18 protein-coding genes are annotated in these 15,960 nt (G+C 66.0%); 9 read left to right on the top strand and 9 right to left on the bottom strand.

What is annotated here, in order from left to right:
* Positions 1-114: 114 nt before the first annotated feature.
* The 3 genes from QP552_RS05510 to QP552_RS05520 all read left to right on the top strand — a co-directional run bounded on the left by QP552_RS05510 (position 115) and on the right by QP552_RS05520 (position 2,884).
* Complete coding sequence (locus QP552_RS05510) at positions 115-1,857, top strand: GGDEF domain-containing protein (RefSeq protein ID WP_286075256.1); 1,743 nt, start codon at positions 115-117, stop codon at positions 1,855-1,857.
* 71 nt (positions 1,858-1,928) lie between these two features.
* Positions 1,929-2,369, top strand: a complete 441-nt coding sequence (locus QP552_RS05515; protein WP_111112730.1) for a hypothetical protein — start codon at positions 1,929-1,931, stop codon at positions 2,367-2,369.
* A gap of 14 nt (positions 2,370-2,383) precedes the next feature.
* Entirely contained in the window at positions 2,384-2,884 is a 501-nt protein-coding gene (locus tag QP552_RS05520) for a GNAT family N-acetyltransferase (protein ID WP_286075257.1), read from the top strand.
* A gap of 51 nt (positions 2,885-2,935) precedes the next feature.
* Here the strand turns inward: QP552_RS05520 and QP552_RS05525 are convergent, their stop codons facing one another.
* The 3 genes from QP552_RS05525 to QP552_RS05535 all read right to left on the bottom strand — a co-directional run bounded on the left by QP552_RS05525 (position 2,936) and on the right by QP552_RS05535 (position 6,060).
* The gene (locus QP552_RS05525) at positions 2,936-4,210 is read right to left on the bottom strand and encodes a hypothetical protein (protein ID WP_286075259.1); all 1,275 of its coding nucleotides are present in this window, start codon (positions 4,208-4,210) and stop codon (positions 2,936-2,938) included.
* 106 nt (positions 4,211-4,316) lie between these two features.
* Positions 4,317-5,723, bottom strand: coding sequence for a DUF2867 domain-containing protein (locus tag QP552_RS05530; RefSeq protein ID WP_286075260.1), 1,407 nt, complete (start codon positions 5,721-5,723; stop codon positions 4,317-4,319).
* A gap of 25 nt (positions 5,724-5,748) precedes the next feature.
* Complete coding sequence (locus tag QP552_RS05535) at positions 5,749-6,060, bottom strand: metalloregulator ArsR/SmtB family transcription factor (RefSeq protein ID WP_004147836.1); 312 nt, start codon at positions 6,058-6,060, stop codon at positions 5,749-5,751.
* A gap of 129 nt (positions 6,061-6,189) precedes the next feature.
* On the opposite strand from QP552_RS05535, the gene QP552_RS05540 reads away from it, so the two are divergent.
* The 4 genes from QP552_RS05540 to QP552_RS05555 all read left to right on the top strand — a co-directional run bounded on the left by QP552_RS05540 (position 6,190) and on the right by QP552_RS05555 (position 9,232).
* Positions 6,190-6,771: a hypothetical protein gene (locus QP552_RS05540; protein ID WP_286075261.1), complete on the top strand. Its 582-nt coding sequence runs from the start codon at positions 6,190-6,192 to the stop codon at positions 6,769-6,771.
* 142 nt (positions 6,772-6,913) lie between these two features.
* On the top strand, positions 6,914-7,423 hold the full coding sequence (locus QP552_RS05545; RefSeq protein ID WP_286075910.1) for a DUF2975 domain-containing protein: 510 nt from the start codon (positions 6,914-6,916) through the stop codon (positions 7,421-7,423).
* Positions 7,423-7,647: a helix-turn-helix transcriptional regulator gene (locus tag QP552_RS05550; protein WP_005408494.1), complete on the top strand. Its 225-nt coding sequence runs from the start codon at positions 7,423-7,425 to the stop codon at positions 7,645-7,647. The genes QP552_RS05545 and QP552_RS05550 overlap by 1 nt, the downstream gene beginning before the upstream one ends.
* Before the next feature lie 43 nt (positions 7,648-7,690).
* Positions 7,691-9,232, top strand: coding sequence for a TerC family protein (locus QP552_RS05555; protein ID WP_286075262.1), 1,542 nt, complete (start codon positions 7,691-7,693; stop codon positions 9,230-9,232).
* 22 nt (positions 9,233-9,254) lie between these two features.
* Here the strand turns inward: QP552_RS05555 and QP552_RS05560 are convergent, their stop codons facing one another.
* Positions 9,255-10,217 (bottom strand): transposase, encoded by a 963-nt coding sequence (locus tag QP552_RS05560; RefSeq protein WP_286074719.1) that lies wholly within the window; start codon positions 10,215-10,217, stop codon positions 9,255-9,257.
* 349 nt (positions 10,218-10,566) lie between these two features.
* Between QP552_RS05560 and QP552_RS05565 the strand changes: the two genes are divergently transcribed.
* Together QP552_RS05565 and QP552_RS05570 are read left to right on the top strand one after the other, a co-directional pair.
* Positions 10,567-11,703: a metallophosphoesterase gene (locus QP552_RS05565; protein ID WP_286075263.1), complete on the top strand. Its 1,137-nt coding sequence runs from the start codon at positions 10,567-10,569 to the stop codon at positions 11,701-11,703.
* Positions 11,704-11,796: 93 nt separating this feature from the next.
* Positions 11,797-12,180 (top strand): hypothetical protein, encoded by a 384-nt coding sequence (locus QP552_RS05570; RefSeq protein WP_286075264.1) that lies wholly within the window; start codon positions 11,797-11,799, stop codon positions 12,178-12,180.
* A gap of 62 nt (positions 12,181-12,242) precedes the next feature.
* Here QP552_RS05570 and QP552_RS05575 read toward each other — a convergent pair whose 3' ends face one another.
* From QP552_RS05575 to QP552_RS05595, 5 genes are all read right to left on the bottom strand, one after another.
* Complete coding sequence (locus QP552_RS05575) at positions 12,243-12,881, bottom strand: ferric reductase-like transmembrane domain-containing protein (protein ID WP_286075265.1); 639 nt, start codon at positions 12,879-12,881, stop codon at positions 12,243-12,245.
* 85 nt (positions 12,882-12,966) lie between these two features.
* On the bottom strand, positions 12,967-13,701 hold the full coding sequence (locus QP552_RS05580; RefSeq protein WP_286075266.1) for a putative DNA-binding domain-containing protein: 735 nt from the start codon (positions 13,699-13,701) through the stop codon (positions 12,967-12,969).
* Positions 13,694-14,539 carry a DUF692 domain-containing protein gene (locus tag QP552_RS05585; protein ID WP_111204028.1) on the bottom strand — a complete coding sequence of 282 codons (846 nt, stop codon included), beginning with the start codon at positions 14,537-14,539 and terminating at the stop codon, positions 13,694-13,696. The genes QP552_RS05580 and QP552_RS05585 overlap by 8 nt, the downstream gene beginning before the upstream one ends.
* Positions 14,540-14,596: 57 nt before the next feature.
* Positions 14,597-15,073: an EF-hand domain-containing protein gene (locus tag QP552_RS05590; RefSeq protein ID WP_286075267.1), complete on the bottom strand. Its 477-nt coding sequence runs from the start codon at positions 15,071-15,073 to the stop codon at positions 14,597-14,599.
* Positions 15,074-15,173: 100 nt separating this feature from the next.
* Positions 15,174-15,818 carry a DoxX family protein gene (locus tag QP552_RS05595; RefSeq protein WP_286075268.1) on the bottom strand — a complete coding sequence of 215 codons (645 nt, stop codon included), beginning with the start codon at positions 15,816-15,818 and terminating at the stop codon, positions 15,174-15,176.
* Positions 15,819-15,960 lie beyond the last annotated feature (142 nt).

Raw genomic sequence — 15,960 nt, forward strand, 5'->3', positions numbered from 1 at the left:
TTGGCGGCGCGTTCGCGGTCGCTGTGCCATACCTATCGCAACGGTTCGCATGGCGCTGGCTTGGCGCTGCCGGAACCGGTCGTTACAGTGAACCGCACGTCAGGGGAAATTTGCATGGCCGGCAAGGCGTCGCCCATCGGGTTGCGGACCTGGGTCTGGATCCTGACCGGGCTGTTCGTGGTCTGCACCCTGCCCTTGATGGCCATCGCCCTGGTACAGGGCACGCAGCGTTACGCCGGTGCCGAGGCCAACCTGTCCAGCCTGCGCCAGCTGCGGCAGTCCTTCGAGCTGGCCAACCTGGTTTCGGCCGAGCGCGGCCCGGCCAACAGCCTGCTCGGCGCCGATCCGAACGATGTTGCCGAGCAGGCGCGGCTCGCGGCCCAGCTGGCAGTGGCGCGCAATCGCGTGGATACCGCGATGCTGCAGCTGGACACGGTGTTCAGGGCCGACCCGGGCGTGGTCGACGAGCAGGAGTTGCTGGCCGACGCACGACGCCGGTTGCACTCGGCACGTGCCGCTGTCGACCGGGTTGTGGCACGGCCGCATGATGCGCGCCAGGTGGAAGAGGTGGAGCGTGCGATCAACAGCATGTTCGCCGTGGTCGATCGCCTGCATCGGCTCACCTCGGCGCAGATCAATGTGCTGGTCAGCGCCGATCGCGAAGCGGCGATTCCGGCGATGCAGGGCCAGGTGCTGATCGACCTGCGCGAACACGGTGGCCGCCTGGCCTCGAACCTGATGGCACCGGTTGCGGTTCCCGGGGCGTGGCGTGACGAGCAGGTGCGGGCCGCATCGCAGACGGAGGGACGCCTGCTGGAGCTGTGGCGCTTGGCGGGCAGCCATGAGTCGGTGTTCCGGAGTGACCCGGCGCTGTCCTGGCACTGGGACATGGCGCGCCGTCAGTTCTTCGGCGAATCGCTGCCGATGATCGAGCAGCTGATCGAAGACGGTCGCCGCGGCCTGCCGCCGCCGTGGACCGCCGCGGAGTTCACCCAGCGCTACGTGCCGACCCTGCAGTCGCTGGAAGCATTGCGCGACGGCTACCTGAGCGTGTCCATCGCCCGCTTCGAACGCACCCGCAATCGCGAAGCGACGCGCCTGGTGGTGCTGGTGGCGACAGTGCTGGGCACGCTGCTGGTGCTGGGCGTGGCCCTGCGCATTGCCCACCGGCAGATCCTGCGGCCGCTGCTGCAGGCGCAGAAGCAGGTCATCCAGATCGCCTCGGAGGCGCCGGGGCCAGAGCAGCATGTCACCCACCCGCTGGCCGAAATGCAGCGCCTGTTCGATGCGATCGAAGTCCTGCGCGAGAAGTCGCGCGAGCGCTCTGCGCTGACCAGCGAACTGCGCCAGCTGGCAGGTACCGATGAATTGACCGGGCTGTTGAACCGGCGCGCGCTGGAAGAAAAGGTGCAGCAGCGCCATGCCGAAGGAGGCGCCGGCGCCGTGGTGATCCTGCTGGACGTGGACCGGTTCAAGGCGATCAACGACGGCCACGGTCACGATGCCGGTGACGAAGTGCTGGTGCAGGTGGCGCAGTTGCTGCAACGGCACCTGCGCCGCAGCGACAGCATCGCCCGCTATGGTGGTGAAGAGTTCCTGGTGCTGCTGGCCGACGGTGATCTGGCCGGTGGCCGCCAATTGGCCGAGTCCCTGCGCGTGGCCCTGCATCAGATGGACATCGTACTGGCCGATGGTGGTGTGCTCCAGGTCACCGCCAGCTTCGGCGTGGCCGAAGGGGGAATCGATGCGCTGGGCTGGCGCAGCCTGTTGCGCGCCGCCGACGCGGCCATGTACCAGGCCAAGGCGCAGGGCCGCGACCGGGTAAGGGTGGCGGGCGGCGGTCGCATCGCGCGTTGACCGGTGGCATTCATCACCGGCGCACGTCGCGCCGCCTAGACTGGCGGTCCCCATTCCTGCAGGAGCCCGGCATGATCATGCGTCCCATCGCCCTTGCTGCGGCCGGCGTGCTGGCCGGCCTGCTTGCAGGATGTACCACGCCCGCGCAGCCCCTGGCCGACGAGCCACGCCATCCCTCCATCGCTGCCGACCTGAGCCCGGTGCCGGCCTTCACCGGTGGTGGTGAAGGCTGGAGCATCGAGATCGCCTCGACGGGCAAGGGCGACCACGATGCCAGCCTCAATGCCGATGGCCGTACCTGGAAGGGCGCGCTGCGCTATCGCGGCCAGCCGGCCGATGCGCCCAGCTCGCTGATCGTGCTCAACGGCGAACTGGGCAAGCAGCCGGCCATCGTCGAGATCAAGCGCGAGCCGTGCCGCAGCGCCGAAGGCATGGATACCCAGGCCAGCGTGCAGGTCACGATGGAAGGACAGCCGCAGCGCCGCGGTTGCGGTCATCTGGCCGTGTATTGAGCCCGCGCGCCGCCATGCTTGAGATCCCGACCCTGCACACGGAGCGGTTGCGGCTGCGGCCGCAGCGGCTGGATGACTTCAACGTCTACGCCGCGTTCCTTGCTTCGCCGCGAGCGCAGGGCATGGGCGGCCCGTTCGGTGAAGTCGCGGCGTGGGGCCAGTTCTGCCACGACCTGGCCAGCTGGCACCTGTTCGGCCACGGCGCGCTGATGATCGAACGCATCGATACCGGTGCCTGCATCGGCCAGGTCGGGATCAACCACGGCCCGTTGTTTCCGGAAAAGGAACTGGGCTGGTTGCTGTACGAAGGCCACGAAGGGCAGGGCTTCGCAACGGAAGCGGCCGGTGCGCTGCGTGACTGGGCCTTCGTGGTGCCGCAGCTGCCGACCCTGGTCAGCTACATGGCCCCGGACAACCTGGCGTCGCAGGCCGTCGCACGGCGTCTGGGCGGTGTGCTGGATGAGAAGGCCGCGCGCAGCGATGCGGATGATCTGGTGTATCGGTATCTGAGTTGAGGAATTCTCTCCGCAAGCTACTTGTAGCTCATGCCAATGAGCAAGAAGGGCCTACCAGCCGAGGGGGTAAGTTGCCATCGCTCGTTCGCGGCCCGGCGTGAACCCATGGCGCTCTTGCAGTCTCCGTTCCCACCTCCGAACCAATTCCGAAATGGAATCCCGGCTTCGTCCTATCTGCAAGGCGCGCCGTTCGCGGGCGGAATAGCTGTAGAAGCGGTCCATGAACTCGTCGGCCTGCTGGGAGGACGCGAACATAAGATCCAATGGATTTCTATAGTAAAAGGTCATTGGGCTACGTTCCCGTGTGCTCCATGCGATGGCACGGAGCGGATGCAGATCAATGACTTCACGCAGTGACTTGTCGAAGGTAAGGATCGCCGGGAAGAAGAAATCGGCTTCCGCTGCAGAAGTCAGTACGTAATTATGTTCCATTTGTCTGAGGTGGAACAGATCCCATGACATGTTCCGGATCGACTTTATATCCTTGTCCTTGAGCTTGCGGAAGAATTCCGGCGGCTCAGGGCTGTTGAACAGCCAGTGTGCCAGCTGCATTTCTCTGCCTGCCATGGATGAAAGCTCGTGGTCGCAGAAGTGCGCAAACGAAAGCAGCTTCGCACGCGGATCGAGACTGTCGTCAAGGTAAATGTCGACAATTGCCAGAAGGCATGAATGGAAGTACTGATATCTCACCGCCAGGGATCTGATTTCCCTGCTTGAAGACGCTGTAGACCTCATCGCTGCCATCAGCCCTGCGGCGCGTTGGTCCAGCTCGTTGTCTGTGAGGGTCGACCTGACGTCACCCATTTCCAGTGCAGACGAATCGATGGTCCTCAGTACCTCATAGGCCCTGAGCTTCTCCATGATCTTGGCATCGATCTTGGATGAGAGACCGATCTGATCAGTGTTTTCATGGATGTAGGGCAGTGGGTCGACGCTGACCTCAGGTCTTGAAATTAGGTTGAATACTTCCTTCAAATCAGGATTACTGATGGCCGGGTCGCGGCCGCATATGTATGGATGAAGGTAGCTGACTGCTTGAGTATCAAGAGCAACAGAGTAGTCGAAGTGAAACTGGGCCTGCCCCTGCTGCATTTCTCGCACGATACGCTGGTCGAGTACCAGCAGGGGAGATCCTGCAAACAACGTGTGCACACCTGCGCCATGGGTGAAGGTGCGGTCAATCGCATGAGATGGCTGCGTTCCGTACATGCCGCGGATTACAAACTTGTAGTCCTGCAGCAGTTGAAAGTGCTGCTGGAATAGCTCAAATGCTTCTTGCGGCGAAGCGGCTTGGCCAACCAATGTGGCGGCGAGTTCGGATTTCATATCCAGTTCAATCCCTTGGGCGATCAGGTGGCGGGCTGCCTTCCTGCTCTTTGGGAGGTATCGGTCATTGAACCGAAATTCTGACGGCAAGGAGGTGACTTCGTCCTCATCGTATGGATCCCGAGATGAAAGCACATGCCGTCCAGGCATCGAGATCGGCCAGTTCCGGCGCCAGTGCATGTTCCACCGCACGCCGCAACAGCGCTGGTGCCACATAGTGCCGGTGTGCGGCATCGATCAGCGCCATGTAGAAGCGGCCGAACGCATTGAGGGTCTGCACGCGTGAGCCCAGGCTGATCTCGATGTATCCATCGGCACGCCGCTGCACGCGCACGCTGCTGCGGAAGCGCAGGTGCCGATCGTCGGCGCCGAGCAGGACTTCGGCACAGGTGTCTTGCGTGTCGATGTGCGAATCCAGCACTGGATAGCGACCGGCGAACAACCGGCTGCGATCGGTCGACAGCAGTGACGACACCGGGCATCCCAGTGGCGACGTGCGCAACCGCAACGGTGCCACCAGGCGGTTGCGCAGCGCCATCAGATGGCCTACGCCGCTGGGTGGGTTGCGCAGGAAGCCCTCCAGTACGTCGGCCAGCAGCGCCGACGCGGAACGGTGGGCCACCTGCGAGGGTTCCAGGCGCAGCGTGGTCAGGTCCTGGTAGTGGCTGTGCGGCAGCGCGGTAGGCAGCAGGCCATCAGTGGCGGCGCGTCGCGCGTGGATGGGATAGGACGGCGTTGCACGTTCGACGAACCCGCGCAGCGGCCGCAGCGGGATGCGGCGCAGCGGGCCGAGCAGGGCGCGGGTGCGCGCGCACAGATGCGCGCACAGGCTGGGAGCTGCCGCCTGCAGCGACAGCTGCAGCAACGGTGCCGCCGCAAGCGTGGTTTCCGAAGGCCAGTGCGAGTCCGGCAACACCTCGGTCAGGCTGGGGATATCGGCGGCATTGCGCTCCACCTGAGCACGGGCCTGTTCGCTCATTCGGCCTGCCAGTTCATCGCTGTGGCAGGACAGCGCAAACAGCGCCGGATGTGCAGGATGGTTCGACGCGAACTGGTGCCAGGTGCCGCCGCCGAAGCGCACGGTGAACAGGCAATCCGGTGGTATGCAGATGCGTCGCAGGGTCCGCGCGAAGGCAGCGGGATCTGCTGCCAGCTGCGCATCGGAAGCGGTGGCGAAGCGCAGCTCGGCACCGGCGCTGCCAGCGATGGCGGTGAACATGCGCGGGCCGGCGTGGCGATGGAACGGATGGCCACCGGCGCCGACCATGAAGCTGTACAGCGAGGAGGCATCGCCGTGCTGCAGGTGCATGCCACCCAGCCGCGCCGAAGGCTCATCCAGCGCATCGATGAAGGCAGGGTGGTGGCGCTGGCGCTGGCCGGCGTCGCTCACCAGCACGTCACCGGCACCGATGCCGAGCTGCGCGATCAGGGTGACTTCGGTCGGGCTGCCGCCATCCTGTGCCGGAAGCTGCACTGCTGGAAACGAACGGCGATCGCGGGTCGAACCAGGCATCGTCATGCTCCTTGGCGGGGGCGGATCAGCGGGCGGGGGACTTGCGGCGGGCGCGGGCTTCACGCTTGAGCGGGCCGCCGACCGGGCAGACTTCGGCGGCCCAGGAGAACAGCGTGTTGGCCAGGCGGTCGGGCACCTGGCGGAAGTACACGAACTGGCCGCGCTTCTCGCGCTCGATCAGTCCGGCCTCCTCGAGGATGCGCAGGTGGCTGGACAACGCCGGCTTGCTGAAGTCGAAGCGCTCGGCCAGCTCGCCCGCGCTGAGTTCGCCGGCGCTGAGATAGGCCAGGATCTGCCGGCGGGCGGTGGAGGCGAGGGCTTCGAAGATACGGTCCATGGCGAGCTAATTAACTAATTCGTTAACTGATGTTGCCCGCGCCGGGCGAGGCTGTCAAGCCATGACCCATTGCGCGGCGCGCCCGGGCTTTGCCATCCTCCCTGCTGTTTTTCGTAGCGTGGAATCCCGATGCGCCCTGCGTTCTGGCTGGCTTTGGCCCTGCTGCCCACCCTGGGGGTGGCGCAACCCGCGCGTACTCCCAAGGCCAAGGCCCCGGCGCAGGATCCCTTCAGCGAGCTGTTCGATACCGCCTGCATGCAGCACATCGGTGCGCCGGCACGGTTGCAGTCGCTGATGGAATCCAATGGGCTGTCGCCGCTGCCGCCTGCCGAGGCCACCACTTTGCTGCAGGGGCAATCAGGCGTGGCGTGGATGGTGCCGCTGGCCAGTGGCCGTTATGCGGTCAGTTGGGCCGATGATGGCACCTGCACGGTCTACGCCGAAAGGGCCGATGCGGCGGTGGTGCAGAAGGGCTTCGCGCGGCTGGTGCAGGCAGCGCCGAAGCCGTTGCAGGTGCGGTCGCTGCCGGGACGTGGGCCGCTGTCGGCCGATCAGGTGGCCATCCAGTACGGCTGGGCCACGCCGGGGCAGGGCAAGCTGCAGGTGCGCTTCCGCCTGGTCACGCGGCAGGCCGCCGATGCCGGCGTGCAGGCGATGGCCTCGGCGACGCCGGGTGAAGCGATGCTGGAGCAGGGCGCGCCCGGGCCCTGACAGGAGTCGTGCCTGCGGTTCAGCCTTTGACGCGGTATGTGATATATCGTTTATCGATAAATCCACCCCGGGGCGGCGAGGCTACCCCAACACCGGAGGCCGCTTGACCGCTCGTCCCGCCCGCGCCAGACCCGCGCGAGGCTTGTTCACCCTGGCCCAGGCCGCCGTACAGGCCGTCCGGGCGACGTGCTGGCTGGGCATCCTGGCTGCACTGCTGGCCGTTCCGCTGGTCGCCCACGACCGCAGCTGGCTGCTCGACAGCGTCCACGACGCTGATGCAGCTGCCGTGCATGGCAGCGACCTGTTCCTGCATTTCTGCCTGGGCCTGGGCGCGATCGTCGCGCTGCTGGTGCTGTGCCTGCTGTTCCTGCGCCATCTGCTGCGGCTGCTGAAGTCGGCGGCGCGCGAGCGCCCGTTCACCCACGCCAATGCACAGCGCCTGCAGCGCATGGCCTGGCTGATGCTGTCGATGGAACTGCTATCGATCCTGATCGGTGCCTACGCGGCCTGGATGGGGCCGGACTTCACCTGGATGGAGGTGGGCGGCGGCATGTCGATCACCGGCCTGGTCGCGGTGCTGATGCTGTTCGTGCTGGCGCGCGTCTTCGCCGTGGGCGCAGCCATGCGCGACGATCTCGACGGTGTCATCTGATGGCGATCGTCATCACCCTGGACCGCATGCTGCAGGAACGGGGCATGACCCTGTCCGAGCTGGCCGGGCGCATCGACATCACCCTGGCCAACCTGTCGATCCTGAAGACCGGCAAGGCGCGCGCCATCCGCTTTTCCACCCTTGATGCGATCTGCCGCGAGCTGCAGTGCACGCCCGGCGACCTGCTCGGGCATGACCCGGCGCAGGCACAGGACGCTGACTGAGTGGTCGCATTTTTCCCTTACCTACTGACGAAACGGACCTGAAATGGAATGGTTGGCTGACCCCTCGATATGGATGGGCCTTGCAACCCTGGTCGTGCTGGAGATCGTTCTCGGCATCGACAACCTGGTGTTCATCGCGATCCTTGCCGACAAGCTTCCGCCGCACCAGCGCGACCGCGCGCGCGTGATCGGCCTGGCGCTGGCCCTGCTGATGCGGCTGGTGCTGCTGGCGGCGCTGGCGTGGATCATGAAACTGACCGAGCCGCTGCTGACGCTGTTCGATCACAGCTTCTCCGGACGTGACCTGATCCTGCTGGGCGGTGGCCTGTTCCTGCTGTTCAAGGGCACCATGGAGCTGCATGAGCGGCTGGAAGGCCGCCAGCATGAGGACAATGGCAAGAAGGTCTACGCCAGCTTCGCGATGGTCGTGGCACAGATCGTGGTACTCGATGCGGTGTTCTCGCTGGACTCGGTGATCACTGCGGTCGGCATGGTCGACAACCTGGGCGTGATGTACGCCGCGGTGACCATCGCGATGGCATTGATGCTGGTGGCCAGCAAGCCGCTGACCCGCTTCGTCAACAAGCATCCCACGGTGGTGGTGCTGTGCCTGGGCTTCCTGCTGATGATCGGTTTCAGCCTGGTGGCCGAGGGCCTGGGCTACAAGATTCCGAAGGGCTACCTGTACGCGGCCATCGCCTTCTCGATCCTGGTCGAAGCGTTCAACCAGTGGGTACGCTTCAACCGCGAGCGCAACGAGCGCCGCCAGCCGTTCCGCCAGCGCACTGCGGATGCGGTGCTGCGCATGCTCGGCGCGCGTCCGGCCAATGGCCACGATGAGGAAGGCGCCGACGAACCTGTGGATGCCGGGGAACGCCTGCAGCCGGCCGAGCACGAGATGATCCGCAGCGTGCTGGGCCTGGCCGATCGCCCGGTGTCGAGCGTGATGACCGTGCGCGCCGACGTACAGTGGATCGACCTGGCGCGTGGACAGGACGATGTGGTGGCACGCCTGGTGGCGTCGCCGCACACCCGCCTGCTGGTCGGCGATGGTGATCTGGACAGCCTGCGCGGCGTGGTGCAGAGCCGCGATCTGCTGGCCGACCTGCTGCAGGGCAGGCCGCTGCAGCTGGAAGGCAACCTGCGCGAGCCGCAGTACGTGCTGTCCAGCGCCAGTGCGCTGCAGGCGCTGGAGCTGATCCGCCAGCATCCGGTGCCGTTGGCGGTGGCGGTGGACGAGTACGGCAGCGTGGAAGGCCTGGTGACGGCCAACGACCTGCTGGCGGCGATTGCCGGTGATCTGGTCGATACCCAGGACGAACGCTATGGCGTGGTCGCGCAGGGGGAAGGCCAATGGGAGGCCGATGGTGCCTTGACCCTGGACGACCTGCAGCGCCTGGCCGGCCTGTCGCTGCCGCGCAGTGCTGACTACATGACCATCTCCGGCCTGGTGCTGGAGCAGTTGGGTCGCCTGCCGGACATCGGTGATGCGGTGGATGTGGCCGGCGTGCGCATCACCGTACTGGCGATGGAGAAGCGCCGCATTGCCCGCTTGAGGGTGGAGCGCCTCGACCCGCCGTTGTAGAGCCGAGATCCTATGTTCGCGGTCAAGCCTGCTGGAAGCAGGCTTGACCCACTTTCAGCATGGCTGGGTCAAAGTCCCGACCGCTTTTGAAGACGCCCCAGGCGATCCTGGCCAGCTTTCTGGCCAGGATGTTAAAGCTGGCGGTACTGCTGTGGCCACGTTCGCGGATGGCCGTATAAAGGGGTTTGCCGCCTTTGGATCGAGTCAGGCCCATGGCCGCCATGTAGAGGATCTGGCGCAGGCTGGCGTTGCCACGCTTGGACAGGCGCCGTCTGCCGATCCGCGCACCGGATTCGTTGGGTCGCGGATCCAGACCGCTGCAGGCGATCCAAGCGTCTGAGCTGGTCAAGGGCCAGCGCGTGATGTGATGGGTGATGAAGGCCGCAACCGTCGGTCCGATCCCCGGGATGGTCATGATCCGCCGATACAGGTCGCGCTGTTCACCGCTGCGGCACAGTTGCTGAATCTGTTGGTCGAGCATGGCAATGGCCTCTTTCAGGCCACCGAAGATGCGCCCAAAGATGGCCGACTCCGACGCTCCCGCGCCTAGCGAGAGATTCAACTTCGCCTTGCTCCGGACCAGGCTGTCACGTTGCTGGAGTAGCACATGCAGCTGCTCCTGCGCAGGCGAACGGGCGACATGCTCATGCAGATTGTCGGCCTCCTTGGCGATGTAACGCGCGATAACCTGCGCGTCACCTGAGTCGGTTTTGCCGCGGCAGGCCACGCCCTTGGCGTAATGTTTGATGTCGCGCGGATTGAGCACAAAGACGGCGTGACCGCCCTTCTGGGCAGCTTGAACCACAAGCTCGTGGTAGCGATTGGTTGCCTCCACTCCAATGCGAGACCTGGCCGGCAGGCCGGACAGCCACTTAGTGATGGCCGATGCTGAATTGGTGATGCGGGCGCTGCCCTTGGTGCCGTGACAGGCCACCACAAGGGTCTTTGAATCGGCATCGATGCCGATGGCCAAACGATCTGACATCTGCGCAACTCCCAGCTATTGTTGAGGGGCTGGGGTGGTACCGCACCACGTTGGCTTGCCTACATCGGCGGTCCTCAAAGGCCGCTAGATCCTTTATCGACGTTAAGGTGCGGGATGGGGATCGCTCGGCTCGTCTGTCGGCTGGTACCCGCAGATATCATGTTGACGGTCCCTCCACCCTGGTTCCTACATACCTCGTAGGAGCCGGGAGGAACATACAAGCCCATGCTCGGCTTCGCGGATGCAGCCGAGCATGGCTCGGCTCTACATTCAAAGCAGCGCAGCATGGCCCGGCTCTACACAACGCGGCCCGCAGCCGTCACCATGGCGGGCCCGCTTTCTGTCATGGATGGTTGCAGTGCTGAGTACGATCGGTTTGTTGATGGGCCTGTATGTGGCCTGGCGCCTGTTCTGGCCGCTGCGCATGCCCATCGGGTTGAAGGTCGTGCTGTCGCTGCTGGTGGTGGCCGTGGCCGTGCAGCTTCGCATCGTGGCCACCTTCTGGGGCTCGATGGCGTCGCCGGAAATCCCGAAGATGGCCATCGCCGTGCTGGCTACCGGCTCCACTGCGGTGCTGCTGCTGGCGTTGGTGGTGCTGGTACTGGATGCCGGCCTGCTGCTTTCGCGCCTGCTCCGTTGGCCGCGCACGGTAGCGGCCCTGCGCGCGCCGCAGCTGCGGCCGTTGGCCGGCCTGCTGGCCCTGCTTGTGAGTGGCTATGGCATCAGCCAGGGCATGGCCGTGCCCCAGCCTCGGCAGATCGACGTGGCGATCAAGGATCTACCGGTCGCGTTCGATGGTTATCGCGTGCTGCAGCTGACCGACATCCACGCCAGCCGCCTGCTGACCGGCGACTGGGTACGCAGCGTGGTGGACGAGAGCAACGCGCTGAAGCCGGACCTGGTCGTGATCACCGGCGATCTGATCGACGGCAGTGTCGAGGCCCGTCGCGACGACGCGCGTCCGTTGGCCGATCTGCAGGCGCCGGATGGCGTCATTGCCATCACCGGCAACCACGAGTACTACGCGCAGTACCAGGACTGGATGCAGGCGTTCCGCGCGCTGAACATGCAGGTGCTGGAGAACAGTCACCTGCAGGTACGACGCGGTGATGCGGCGCTGACCATCGCCGGTGTCACCGACCCGGTGGCGGCACGCTACGGCCTGCTGTTGCCGGATCTCCAGGCCGCGCTGGCGGGTGCCGCTCCTTCCGCACCTGTGATCCTGCTCGATCATCGCCCACGCAATGCGCGTGAGGCCGCCGCGCGCGGTGTGAAACTGCAGTTGTCCGGGCATACCCACGGTGGGCAGATCATCGGCATGGACCAGCTGGTGAAGCGGGCCAACGGCGGCTACGTCTCCGGCCGCTACGAGGTGGACGGGATGACCCTGTACGTGAGCAATGGCGCTGGCCTGTGGGCCGGATTCCCGGCACGCATCGGCGTGCCTTCGGAAATCACCCTGATCACCCTGCGCCGCGCCCAGTGACCTGAAGTGGGGCCAGATCCCTTTCCCTGCCGGAAAGGGATCTGACCCCTGGCAAACCACATGGAAGGAACCATGTCCCATACACGCGCGCCCATGGACCGCCTGATCCGCGCCAATGCGGACGAGATCAACCGGCTGCGCCAAGCCATCCGCGAAGCCGCTGGCGCGCGCTGGCGTGGCCCGGAAGAAATGCAGCGGCATGCGGCAGCCTGCGCGGAATACAACCAACGCTATGAACAGCTTGCGTTCCCGGGTGGCTACGCCAACGCACTGAAGCAACTGGCTGAGCACGATCCGAATACGGTGGATGTCGTGCTGACCTTCCTCGAGGTGCGGCCATACTTCTTCCGTTCCGGATACATGTGGAAGACGCTGTTGAAGCGCGTGCAGCGGGTGCCGATGGGCGCGAAGCAGCAGGCCCGGATGCAGAAGATCCTCGATGCCTACGCGGCCTATTGCGTCACACGTGACGGCTGATTGGGATGGCCTGGTGGGGTCGGATCCCTTTGCCAACGGCAAAGGAATCCGACCCCGGCCCGTCAGGCCGCCCGCAGCGGCGGCCGCGCATGCGCATTGCGCCGCAGCGACTGCGCCCGCTTGGCGATCGCACGCACCACGACGGCGGTGAAGAGCAACGCGGAGGGCACTGCGTACCAGAAGTTGCCGGGCACGCGCTTGAAGTACGAATAGGTGAACACTGCGGCGATGATCCACATGCCGGTCACGTGCAGGCGACGCCACGCGGTGGGGCCCATGCGGCGGGCGATGCTACGATGCGAGGTGATGGCCAGGGCTAGGATGGCTACATAGCCGATCGTGCCCGGCAGGTTGGCCAGGGCCGAGCGCGCCGGCCAGAACGCGGGGTTGAGGATGCCGAAGGCGGTGATCGCCACCGCATGCAGCAGGTGCGAGAACGCGAACGACAGGCCGGCGATGCGACGCTCGCGCAACAGGAAGCGGGTGAAGGGGCCGGGCAGCAGGCTGGCGAACGAGGATGCGGTGAAGGCGGCCAGGAACAGCAGGAACGATGTGCGTGCCGTCACCCGGATCGCCGCGCGGCTGCCCTCGACCACGTCGGGCTGCAGGGTGAACGCCGCCAGTGCGAAGGCGATCAGGACCACGGCGATGGCCACGAACAGGCGCCAGCCGTGCAGGAAGGAGGTATTGGAAGCAGCCATGATCAGACCTCGAAGAATGGAGAGGGGACAATGCCGGCCGCTGGCCGGTCAAGGAATGGGGAGTGCCGGGCGCTGACCGGCACCCTCAACGGTCGTTCGTCACAACCAGCACGCCGGCCGCGCACAGCTCGCCCAGCGGCGGAATGCAGGCTGTGCGCAGTTCGTCGGCGGCCACGCCATGCAGGTCGGCCAGTACCTGCAGCGCGTCTTCCGCACGGCCGCCGTCATCGCCGAACGCCGACAGCAGCGCATATGCCAGCGGTGCAAGTTCCTGTACCTGCAGGCTGAAGTCATCGAGGCGTCGCAGCAGCAGCAACGTCGGCATCGTGGTCGGCGCACCGCTCAGCCCGACATCCTCATGCACAGACCACCGGTAGCCCACCACCCGCACCAGCGGAGACAGCGCAAGCACGCTGCCTGCCTGTGGCGCATGCAATGGCTGCTGGCCGGCGTCCCGCGCTTCAATGTGCAGTGCCTGCTGCGTGCTTTCGTAATGCGCCAGTTCCGCCACCCAGCCCGGCAGCGCGAGGTCTGCCTGCACGCCCAGCCACGCGGCGAATTCGCCGGCGATCTGCGGGAACAGCGGGGTATGGCAGGCGTGCCGCGCATAGTAGTGCTCCACGGCGTCGCGCCAGCAGGCATCACCCAGCTGCGCCTGCAGGCGCGGCAGGCTGCCTGCCAGCAGGCTGTCCAGGCTGTCGATGCAGAGGCGGCGGTAGACTGCCATCCGCCGTGCATCGACGCCCTCAGGCGCGGGCATCGATGGGTCGCGTACATGGTCGGCCCAGCGCTGCTGCAGGGTGGCCAGCGGCTCAGCCATGGGCCACCTCGGGCAGCAGCACATCGGCCTGCGCGTGGCGGATCTGCTCGACCTCGGCCAGCAGCTCGGCCAAAGGCGGGAAGTTGAAATCGCGCTCCAGCAGGGTGGGGCGTACGCCGACACGCGCATAGGCCTCATGCAGCAGCGCCCAGACCACGCCCTTCACCGGCGCACCGTGGGTGTCGATCTTGAAGCCATCGTCCTCGTCGAAGTGGCCGGCCACGTGCAGCGAGGCGACGCGATGCGCCGGCACGCGTGTCAGGAAATCGAAGGCGTCGTAGCCGTTGTTGCAGGCGTTGACGAAGACATTGTTGACGTCCAGCAGCAGGTCGCAGTCGGCCTCGGCCAGCACTGCAGTGATGAAGTCGATCTCGCTCATGTCCGCACCCGGCACAGCGTAGTAGGAGATGTTCTCCACGGCGATGCGCCGGCCCAGTGTGTCCTGCACCTGGCGGATGCGACCGGCAACGTGGCGCACGGCCTCGGCGGTGAACGGTAATGGCAGCAGATCGTAGACATGGCCACCGGCGGCGCAGTAGCTCAGGTGTTCGCTGTACAGCTGCACCTGGTGCAGATCGAGGAAGGCGCGCGTCTGTCCCAGCAGCGTGCGATCCAGCGGGTCCGGACCACCCAGCGACAGCGACAGGCCGTGGCAGGTCAGGTGATGGCGCTCACTCAACTGGCGCAGCGCCGCGCCGTGGGCACCGCCAACCCCGATCCAGTTGTCCGGCGACACTTCGAGGAAGTCGATGGCATTGGCCGGCATCGCCAGCAGTTCATCGATCAGGCCACGGCGCAGGCCGAGACCGGCGCTGGCGGAAGGCAGGGGCAAGTGCATGCGACGGTACTCCAGGGCAGTGGCGCCGCCGCAAGGGCGGCGCCGGGTGGGGAACGATCAGTCGTTGACGCGGGAGAACAGGCCCTTCGGCATCGGCTTGCCGTTGGCGGTGTAGACGCTGCGCAGGTAGTCGTGCGCTTCCTGCTCGCTGATGTAGCCGTCGTGGTCGGTGTCGATGCGGTCGAATTCGGCGGCGCGCGTGGCCGCCACCGCATTGAACTCGGCGCGCGAGACGCGGCCGTCGTGGTCACGGTCGGTGCGGGCAAACGAGGCGTCGCCGCACTTGCCTTCGCCACACTGGCCTTCGGCCACCTTGGCCTTGCCGGCAGGCTTGCCGGTGGCGGCCTTGTTGGCGCCGCACTTGCCTTCACCGCACTTGCCTTCGGCGGCGGCGCTCATCGCCGCGGCACCGATGGCCAGTGGCTGGATCGCGGCGGCCTGGCCAGCCAGCAGCAGGCCACCGGCCAAGGCGATGCCGATGGCGCCGATGCGCGGCAGACGGGAAGCAGCGGTGTTCTTGGTCGAGACGGACATGATGATGACTCCTTGGGATTGGCACGCAGGGCGTGCGGGATGGACGCCGCTTGAAGGCGACGGAAACGAAGGGAAGAAGCGCGGGAAGGGGCGATGCGGATCAGGCGTTGCGGCGACGGCGCAGTACGTAGCCCAGCAGCAGGGCGCCGCCGAGCAGCGCGCCACCGAAGCCGACGCCGGGCAGCAGCGCGGCGACCGGCAGCAGCAGGGCGATCAGGCTCACGCCCCAGCCGAGGCCGTCGTTGCCCGCCGTGGCGCGCTGCGGGCCGGCCAGCAGGCGGTCCAGGCTGAGCGCACCGCCGCCGTTGAGGATCAGTGGGAGCAGCATGGCCAGGAAGAGCAGCGGCAGCTTGAAGTTGCCGTAGCCCTGGTCGGTGATCGCATAGCCCTGCCAGAGTTCGCCCAGGCCGTTCCACTGGTCGGGCCAGTGCACGGCGGCGATGGCAACAAGGGTCAGCACCCAGAAGATGTAGGCCACCGAGCGCGTGGCCAGGCCCAGCAGCAGCATCACAGCGCCCACCAGTTCCAGCCAGGTGGCCAGCTGCCAGTTGAGTGACGCGGGCAGGGTGGAGAACGGGAAAGGGAAACGCCCTTCCAGGTCGGCGAACCAGTTCTGGCCGGCCAGCTTCTCGCGGCCGGATTCAAAGAACTCCCAGGCCAGCAGGGTGCGCAGCGCCAATGGCGAGAGCCAGCGGCCGACGGCGTCCAGGCGGGGCGTGTACACGGAAGAGGCGGTGCTGATCATGGTGGTGTCCTGCGGGCCAGTGGTCGATGGAGGCCATTTCAGGCGGCGCAGGTATCGGCAACGTGTGCTGTTGCCTGGGGTTTTGTCAGCGACTGTGGCTGTGTCAGGGGTTTCGTACAGTCAGATACAAAGGCGCCGGGTC

Origin of the sequence: Stenotrophomonas sp. 59, from assembly GCF_030291095.1 — a bacterium.
GTDB classification, from domain to species: Bacteria; Pseudomonadota; Gammaproteobacteria; order Xanthomonadales; family Xanthomonadaceae; genus Stenotrophomonas; species Stenotrophomonas maltophilia_Q.